This is a genomic window from Ekhidna sp. (assembly GCF_040223195.1).
In the GTDB taxonomy this organism is placed as follows: Bacteria; Bacteroidota; Bacteroidia; order Cytophagales; family Cyclobacteriaceae; genus Ekhidna.
The window spans coordinates 1-9,378 of record NZ_JAVKDX010000018.1 but is presented as its reverse complement, the minus strand read 5'-3'; the positions used below and the strand labels follow the sequence as shown (position 1 = coordinate 9,378).

Below are 9,378 nucleotides of genomic sequence, written 5' to 3'. Positions count from 1 at the left end.
CGCTTCACCCCTTCATCTTCATTGGACAGATCAGGAAGTGAACTGTATTTTTTCTTGGACGCCTGGAGTGAAAGCTGGGATTTGGTAAACTCCTCCGGGGAGATATTCTTAAAAAACTCCCCTACTCCCGACCGGTCTATTTTCTGGATATTACCGTATTCATCCATCATCCCATATTTCATCTGCTCAGAAATCTTATGATCACTCTCTTGCCGCAACTCCTCTGGTAAATAGGATTCCAGACGATTTTTCATATCAAACCGACTGGCTAGCGTGGCACTATCCAACAAGGTAGAGTCAGGATGAAACCGATCAAGGTAGGATGAATCATATTGCCCATAAGCTTCATAGACCCTTTGCACCTGCTCAAAATCCCCCCTTCGGGAAAGCTCCTGCAAGGCCCAATCTGTAGAATCCTTTGGTGGCTTGAAAGCCGATTGATCAACAAATAAGTCTTTTGGCTTTTGTAACTGGTATTTCCCTAGTATCAGCTCCTTTTGATGGGCTTTGACATCTTTCCACCTGCCAGCTGCCTTTAGGCTGTCTTTATTGTCTCGCTTGTATTCCTTCCAGGCTGCTTTGGCGGCCTTGATGCTATCTTTCCGATATGCCTCTTTGTAAGCCCTGAGCTTGCTGCGTGCATCCTTCGATTGTTCTACTTTCTTCAGGTGCTTATCTGAAACCTTTACATCAAACTTGATTTGGGCATACGAAAGGTGTGCAAGTACCCAAAGGCATATGAACACCAGCCATTTCATTATTGTTGCTCGTCATCTGGCAAGGTTGGAGTGTCCGGATTCCCAATTCCTCCCCCAGTACCTCCGGTTCCAATTCCTCCGGTTCCCCCAGATGAATAGCCACATGGATTTACCTTCATTATATGGGTGGATGTGGACTGAAGCCCTGAGGAGCAATTATCAGATACCTGTCCTTTTATTTCAACATTGTATGGTGATGAGGAGTGGAAAAAAGCAGCTCCGGGCAGGCTACCGAATCCATTTTCTCCAAAAGGAATCCAACTTCCACCTGGCAACTTGTATTGTAGTTGCCCACTGGAAACTCCATAATCCTGACATCTAGCGCCTCCTGAAGAGAATCCAACAGAGAAATAAGCATTGGGATAGTTGCTGCCGGATGATCCTCCATCCATCTGTGCAACATCCCCATCCATTTGAGGAATCATAGGCGTATTATTCTGCTGCTCCACTCCACCTCCTCCACCTCCGGTAGAGGTGCAATATTCTACTGATGACGGCCCATTCACCACAGCTCCTGCTTTCAGGTCATAAATGGTGATTTCGCGAGAATAGGTTTTCTCCTCACCCAGCTCTGGGTTAAATGCCGATACTTTTACTGTATAAGTACCCGCCTCTTTAAAATTGTGATAGACATAATTGTTTCTGGTCTCCACCACGCTGGCATTTCCATCCGTTCCGTCTATAACTATTGGCTCGCCCATAGGGCCAATTGGTGTAGCACCGCACTCAGCGGTAACGTTCTGGTCCCCAAAATCCCAGGTAAACTTGGTCTCTCCATACAAATCCGAGGTTCCATTTACCACGAATTTGATGGGTGAGCACGTCTGGTTGTACCCACCATCAGGTGTCATATACACACTAAAAGAAGTGCTTTCCCCGGCGTAGTTGTAGCGGTATCTTTTCAGGATGTTTCCCTCGTGATCCCTTGTAAGCAATAATCGGTTTTGATCATCATACTCGTAGGATACCTTTCTGCCGTCTGTACCAGTGACGGATTTCAAGCCAATAAGAGGAAAGTGCTCATAGGTGGTTGTACGCTTGAGAGATGCTACTCCCGGATCTGTTGTCACGGTCTTTATGTAGCCTGCATCGTCGTAGGTGTAGGAAGTGGTGATGCCGTCCTGACCTGTTTGGGATGCAAGGAGGCCTTGGTTGTTGTAGGTTAAAGTTTGGGTAATTTCCGATTGAAACTCATCGTACCATTCTACTTCTGCGCCATCTATTAAATAATTGACTGCTTTATGAGGTAGAAACATTCCGTTGACCTTTTGAAAAATGGTGTGGTTAGAACCATTGACCCAATATCCCCTGTGATCGTTAGGAAGATCAACCTCAGTAGTTGTCGCCACAGGTAAACCAATAATGTGGTGATCTACCATTTCATTTAAAATAGTAGAAGTGCCATAGAAAGACCGGATGGCATCAACGTCTTGAGGGTAAAAGATTTTTGTTTTACTTGGAAAATTTTCGACATCAAAACCATCAATTCTTTCTGAGCTAGTCTCCTTTACAAGGCTTTTGTAAGTATTGTGATAATAATTTCTGCTTTTTGTCTCGAATACCAGATTACCCATATCATCAAAACTTCTTGTAATGGAATGGTTTAGTCTTAAATATCTCGCTGAGACCTTGTATTTAGAGACTATGAAGTTGTATATCAAACTATTATCTTGAAAAGTGCCAACATCTTCATCCAAATATTCCAAATGAAAGCCATGATTGAAAATGGTAAAATCATTTCCAAATATATGTTCATAGTAATTTTCCACTTCGCCAATCACAACTCCATTCTTATCTTTATGAGTTACCTTTTTTTCCAGTCCTCTATCAAAATACATCACTGAAGGTGTTGAGAAAGGAAAGGCCAATTTATCTATAGGATCATAGTGATCAATGGTTGGTGGGAATCCTGAATTGTAGACGGGTCTTCCCGGATAATGATTAAAATTATCCCTATATACATCCACCACGGCAAAAGTTTTAGATGCATAATCTATCCCCCGACCTTCATCCCCTGTACGGATAAATTCATGAATGGATTCTTCTCCGGTAATGTTATTTTTCTCGATGACTTTTCGGTAGCCGTTTGAGGGCCCATTCAAATCAAAGACGAATGTTTGAGAACTTTCAAAAATATGAGGTATAATTTTTCCGGTGATTTCATCTCGATCCTGAGGCACTGTTACAACATGATTTTCTACATATGATAGGTCGTCTGGAATATACTCTTCTTCATATGTATAATGAACATCAGAAACCACCTGGCCATCCTTATCCACTGTCTTAATCTTATCAATTCTAACGCCTCCATGATGATCATGCGTCTCGTACATAAACTCTTTGTAGCCACCTGCTGCGTATGTTACCTTGGTTAAAATGTTTGCCTTGGCGTAATTCTTAATCCCTTTTTTCATCCCCCTGATAGTGGTTCCATTTACAGTTGCACTTCCATGCCAGGTATACGTTTCTCCCTGATGAGGGCCACCATTATAGTATCCCCAATGATCTGTGTAATAAGAATCACGCGGAGGCAGCTCATACATATCGATCTGACCACCCGGATGAAACTGTTTGTCATTGATGTAATCAAACGTTGCAATTGGCATCCCATCTGTGATCACAGCCTCTAACTTGAGCCGTCTACCCTTGGATGAATAGCCTCTTGTGCCCCCTTTGAAATATGAATCTGTTGAAGAGAAGTAATTCTGGGACAGTGTGGAAGAACTCACTTCTTTGTTCTTGTGATCGTATAAGGAAACCACCGATAGCTTTTTACCATTATCTAAATCTGACCTGGCTTCATAACCAAACCTTATACTTCCCTTAGAAAAATTAATACGGGAAACAAGCTTGGTATATATGACTGATTTTTGTGTGGTGATATTATTTCTATAGTAACTATTATGAGCTTTATATTGAGCATATTCATCTGGTTCAGTGAAAGCATTATATGGATTATCAACTTCCTTATTGAATTCCATACAATCATCACAGTTTTCTCCAGCACTTTTTGTAGCCATACACTCGGCATACAGGTTTAAATCTGTACGAGCAGGAACCTTCGTAACATCTGTTTCTGTCGTGATAGTGGCGTTTTCGTAAGAAAAAGTAATTGCATCATTTGCAGGAAGATTGATGAATTCTATTTTGGTAAGATGCCAAGTAGAAATAAACTCCCGCTTGTTTTTGTTTTCATACTCAGTATTACTGAAGTTGTCTTTGAAATTATTGATCGTCCTTTCTCTAGAATCGCTTGTTTGTCCAAAATAGTACTTTGTCCCCTGCATATCTGTGATCACGAAATCAGAATCCAGTTTGTCCCGGTAGTTAAATTCAATTTGAACATCCGATGATGGAAGTGTGGCGATCTCATTGGACGTATAGTCATTTGGGGCGATAAAGTCATGCTCCAATGTTCCGTATGTATCATCACAATTGTTATGGCACTCAAAATCAATATTACTACAAGCTTCCTCACATTCCCTACGAAAGCTGCCGCCACCTTTTTGAAATAAGTCATCGGCAGTAAAAATGAACTTGCCTCCACCTCCGGGAAAAGAAAAGAAAAAAAGATCTTTTTGGAAATCAAATTCACGACGACCATGTGCTACGCTGCTCACCGTCTCATAGTTTATGTTGGTAGTGAACTTTGCGTGTTCATCCGGCTGATCCTGCACCACACGTGTGATGGAGCCTCCTGCTTGTAAATGCCACCCCAGGCCTGCTACGCCGGCCACCTCAGCGACACGGATACCACCACCTCCATTATATTGAAGTGCGACCGGGACCACTGCTCCGTTATTGGCCTTTGCTTCGTAGAGTGGCAATGAAACTGACATGGTGCCGTTGTACAAGCTTACCGGGGTATTGATTCCTTTGATCATGGAGGCTGCATCTGGCGATGGCATCACCTGTGCGGATATGCTAAAGGTGATCAATACCGTGATTAGTGTGAGTATCTTTTTCATGGCTAGATTATCGTAATTCCTTTTATCTGTATCTTATTTTAAATTGACATAATATGTCTCATAGTTTGGAATTCCTGACCCAATAGCTGCACCTAAAAGCCCACCACCCGCACTAAGTCCTAAAATTATTGCCCCGACATTCGGCCTCAATTCATAGTTGGGGTCTGATTGTACTTGCGCTACGGAGAGTAGCGATATCAAAAACATTGATCCTGCTCCTATAAGAAATCCATTCTTAGCTTTAGTACCTCTCTGCAACTTCAGGTAATTAATTTCCGAAAGAGGATACCCTCTCTCTACATTAGCGCTATTGAACAAGACCGAATCTGATTTTATCATGATATCTGATGCAGTGAATTTTTCCAGACTCTCCAGACTCACTGTTCCCTTCAAAAAAAAGCGCTCCTGTGGCAAATTGTAGGTAGACTGGGCCTGAGCCAATCCCCCTACGACAGTTAAAATCAAGATGATTATCTCTCTCACTATTTTAGGTAGTTTGCTAGTTCAGTTCCCATCAAAATAGCCAGCCCATGAAAGTTGTCTAACTGGATTTTGTAGTCCTGAATCTCCTTCCCTTTGATATTGACAGGCTTAGACCACCCATAGGCATCCATGACCAATTTTCCCGAGCTATTAAAAAGATAGAGATAGGTACCCAGCCGTGTTTGAGCTGATGCTCCAAACATTCCCGGGCTGATTACTTCTATGCGTGTAAATGAGATTAGCACATTTTCCACTCCAAGTTCCTGCGTGATGGTAGCAATCCTGGCGCTAAGGGCTTCATTGTTTTTGAAGATGGCATTTACATTGATCCCTTTCTTATCAAACTCAAAAAAGTTTAAGTCACCTTCTGCAAAGAAGACAACCGGAAAGTTTTCATTTTCTTCCACATTCACCCCTTTCTCTATGCGGTACTTGTCTGCGCTATCATTCAACTCTGATGATAGCACCAGCTTTGCATCTACATTTTTGCGGATGTTTTCAACTAGAAGTTCTTTGTAGCGTTCAATGATCTTTTGCTCTTCCTCCATGATCTCAGCTGCTATCTTGTTGGTTTTCGCATTGAATGCAGATGCATCTATCAGAGGCAAAACGGGCTGCCAGACAGGACCGATCATGACAGAGGTCAGGTTGAGTTCATCTACATCAAAACTTGCGTCATTCAAGGTGTTCACCTTGACTTTTGTAGCTGCACAGCTGGTTATCAAAATGGTGATGATGAATAGTTTAACTAATTTCATTGGTTTATAACTGATTTTATTTTTTATTTCTATTTACATTTCAGTCGCTCGGTTTTGCCGAGTGATCTTTATTTCTATTGCTCTTCTTCCTATTTTCTTGTCATTTCTTGCAATCGCTCGGCTCCAGCCGAGTGATTAATTCAATGGTTCGAATAATTTCTTTAGCAGTAAATGACTTAAAGTCTCTTATGATTTCATTCAGCTTTCCTTCTTCATGTCTGGCAATCATATGAATGTGACTGGGCATGATTACATAACTGAATATATCCAATCCTTTGTTTTGTATGCAGAACTTAAGACTATCTATTATGATATCAGAATACCTATTACGAGTAAATACATCAATCCATCCGACCACCGTAAAGGTGAGAAAGTAGGTGGCATCTGTATTTGCTTTTCCTAGTTCTGACATTTTGCTTCTTATACTATTCGCAATGCGTTGCAATCGCTCGGCTCTAGCCGAGTGATCAATTTTTTAATATTTTCTTCTTCCTTCTTCCATATTCACGTCACTCGGGACACCCGAGCGACTGTTGGGGTAAGTATTCCAATTTTTGGTCGATCCAATCACCTTCTAACTCGATGGGATGATTGTCCTGCCGAAGCGTCGGACCGTGCCATAATTGATATAAGGTATTATTTCCATTCGCCTTACCTGCTCTCTCAAACAACCATAACAACCAGTCCTTTCTGCTTTCTTGGGGATTTTCCTGAATCGCTTTTATGATTTGACTGGAAGTAAACTTCTTAAAGTCTCGTATTATATCAGAAAAAACAGTAACGTCAGACCTCCTTCCACTGATTAAGTGGATATGATTAGTCATGATAACATATCCATACAAAACCAATCCTTTCTTACATATGCAGTACTTTAAGCTATTTAAAATAATTTCCCTGTATTCTATTCTCGTAAATACATCTATCCAGTTTACTACTGCAGTAGACAGGAAGTAGATCCCTCCCGGATTATTCATTTTGTATTTACTGCTCATAATTTCATTTCTTTCATTCTATTACGCCCAAGTCTCTCTCTCACTCACACCCTCGCCGGAAGACTTGCGCGATAAGGAGGCAAACAAGTATAGATTCATCCAAAAAGTTCACTTAATTAAGAGATTTGGGATTTTGATGGATCATTATACGATCATCTAAGCCATAGATTCGACTGTATTTATCAAATTCATCTGTCACCAATAATTCATCTTCTCGGATACTAATTAGATTTCTTTTCTGGTTGAAGATTAGCTTAGGTCCTTCATCATCAAAACCGATGATTGTTAATAGATGAGGCTGGCTTGCATAAGGCTCACTGAAAAAGATAAGAACTGGTGATCTTAAACCAAGATCAATTATTAGGAAATGCTCAGATTCAGTTCTAAACTTTGATGGAACTTTACTCCACCCATCTAAATTTTTAAGAGAATAAATTCCCTTACCTTCAATTTTTATTTTCATAAAATCTCCAGGAAGGGAAGTATCAGTCTCTCTTCCGAAAAGAGAATCATAATACAATTGATCATCTGAAGGTTCAGAAGCATAATCTATATCATAGATACTTAACTTGTAATTACCATTAAAGACACTATCTGATAAGTCTGCACTCTTTATTAGGGAGTAGTTAATTTCTTTTAAACCTTCAAAATAGAGTTTAAGCTCTTCAATATCTACGAAGAGTGAATCAATTAAAGAAGAATCAATTGTTAAAAAATACGATTCTTCTTTATCATCAATTAGTTCCTCTTTGCTAGAGGATGTGAGGGTTTTATCTTTTGATGAGCTCCCACCACATGAAAAAAAAACTAACGTTACTAATACAGCGAAATACTTCATCTCTTATTATATATAAAAAACTTAACACCACTTCTATTCCATCTTGTTTTGCTCAATGCATTAATCCAATGAGTATTTTTTCCAGTATCTAATACAATTGATTCCCACCCCTTGCCTGCAGACACAAAAGAAACTACATGTCCATGACCAGCTGCTTTTTTACCTCCTAAAACAAAATAACCTTGACTCCTTGCATAATTTGCTACGTCAATAGATGATGTAATGTCGAAATTTGGACTTTTAATCATATAGTCTATCATATCATTTGCCAAATAACCGTTTAACTCCCTGGAACCTGTTACGTTTTCAAAGTGTCTATATGCTCCAATATTACAAGCCATTTCATTACAAGCAAAATGCTCATCCACCGAGTTTAAGCTCCTTATCGCTCCATTTCTAACTGTTTCATCTGAATAACCAACCGATAATGGAGCAAACTCATTAGGTCCTGAACTTAATCCCCAATCATCTCCTAACAAATTAACTCCTTCTACCTCACCTCTAATACTATTTGCAGCAGCCCATTCGCTAATTGCCTGGTTTCTTGCTTGAGTATTCTGTTTTACGGCTTCCCAATCAACTTTCCCCGTCCAATTATCTCTTACTGGACCAGCTGTTTCATATCCATGAATACCTCCTTGAATGGCCCCCGAAATTGCTCCTCCCTTAAATCCATCCCAAAAGTCACCTCCTGAAGCAGCAGTAACTACTCCACTTAGAGTCCCCTGAACACCTGCACCAGCAAAAGCTCCAGGAATCGCCCCACCAATATTTAAGCCACTGATAATTTCTCCCCCAATGTGACCAGTAAGCATTCCAATACCTGCACCAGCTATTGCAGATAGACCGCCATCCAAACCACCTTCCTGAAATCCTTTTGCGACATTGAATGATGTGGAAGCAATACCATATATTTTGGATGCCATCAATAATGCAGCAAAAAACCACTCCCCATCTGGATCAGTCCCGAAGTGAGGAACATTCCCCATCCCCGCATACGGCGAACTAAACTGCCCCGCAGGATCTACCGCAAAGAACCGTCCCAGTACCGGATCATACGATCTGGATAGGAAGTCATAATAGCCCGTTAAGCTATCATAAGAAGCATACGAAGATTGGTAGAGGAGTCCAGGATCGATGTAACCAGGCGAGCGCCAACTGTTACTGGTTGGAAGGCCAAACGGGTAGAAGTCATTAACCTGGGAAACTTTGAACGAGGCTGTAGCTGAAGAATGAGTGATCTTCAGGTCATCAAAGAAAACATCCTGATCCACATTTGTTTCATTCACCAGGTACACAAACAGGTAGCCGGCCTGGCTGTAGGTGAGCTTGCCGGATTCATACTTTGCAAACTTGTCCAGGCTTATATCTGTCACCTCACGGAAGCTGGAGCCTGCCTCCACAAAGTTGTAGTTTTCATCAAAGAAGAGGTATTGTAAATAGGCCCTTGGCTGCTCGCTTTGGCTATTGGCAAACAGCGCGGAACTTCCAGAACTCAATGCACTGGATAATGAACTGCCTTGTCCTTCTAATCCGGTTGCTGCGCCTGCTAAATTGAATGCATCAAGTATAGCAGAAGCA

7 protein-coding genes and 1 pseudogene are annotated in these 9,378 nt (G+C 41.1%); all 8 read right to left on the bottom strand.

Annotated features, from left to right (window positions below; genetic code table 11):
• The coding region (locus RLN88_RS12400) for a hypothetical protein (protein ID WP_350221728.1) at window positions 1–758 on the bottom strand (758 nt) is incomplete at its 3' end.
• Window positions 758–4,726 carry an RHS repeat domain-containing protein gene (locus RLN88_RS12395; RefSeq protein WP_350221727.1) on the bottom strand — a complete coding sequence of 1,323 codons (3,969 nt, stop codon included), beginning with the start codon at window positions 4,724–4,726 and terminating at the stop codon, window positions 758–760. The genes RLN88_RS12400 and RLN88_RS12395, both read right to left, overlap by 1 nt.
• A 33-nt stretch (window positions 4,727–4,759) precedes the next feature.
• On the bottom strand, window positions 4,760–5,209 hold the full coding sequence (locus tag RLN88_RS12390; RefSeq protein WP_350221726.1) for a hypothetical protein: 450 nt from the start codon (window positions 5,207–5,209) through the stop codon (window positions 4,760–4,762).
• On the bottom strand, window positions 5,209–5,967 hold the full coding sequence (locus RLN88_RS12385; protein WP_350221725.1) for a hypothetical protein: 759 nt from the start codon (window positions 5,965–5,967) through the stop codon (window positions 5,209–5,211). The genes RLN88_RS12390 and RLN88_RS12385 overlap by 1 nt, the downstream gene beginning before the upstream one ends.
• A 100-nt stretch (window positions 5,968–6,067) precedes the next feature.
• Complete coding sequence (locus RLN88_RS12380) at window positions 6,068–6,379, bottom strand: transposase (RefSeq protein ID WP_350221724.1); 312 nt, start codon at window positions 6,377–6,379, stop codon at window positions 6,068–6,070.
• 97 nt (window positions 6,380–6,476) lie between these two features.
• Window positions 6,477–6,959, bottom strand: a complete 483-nt coding sequence (locus RLN88_RS12375) for a transposase (RefSeq protein ID WP_350221723.1) — start codon at window positions 6,957–6,959, stop codon at window positions 6,477–6,479.
• Window positions 6,960–7,071: 112 nt separating this feature from the next.
• Window positions 7,072–7,797 carry a hypothetical protein gene (locus RLN88_RS12370; RefSeq protein WP_350221722.1) on the bottom strand — a complete coding sequence of 242 codons (726 nt, stop codon included), beginning with the start codon at window positions 7,795–7,797 and terminating at the stop codon, window positions 7,072–7,074.
• A pseudogene (locus RLN88_RS12365) lies at window positions 7,794–9,378 on the bottom strand (hypothetical protein); the annotation flags it as partial. The gene RLN88_RS12370 and the pseudogene RLN88_RS12365, both read right to left, overlap by 4 nt.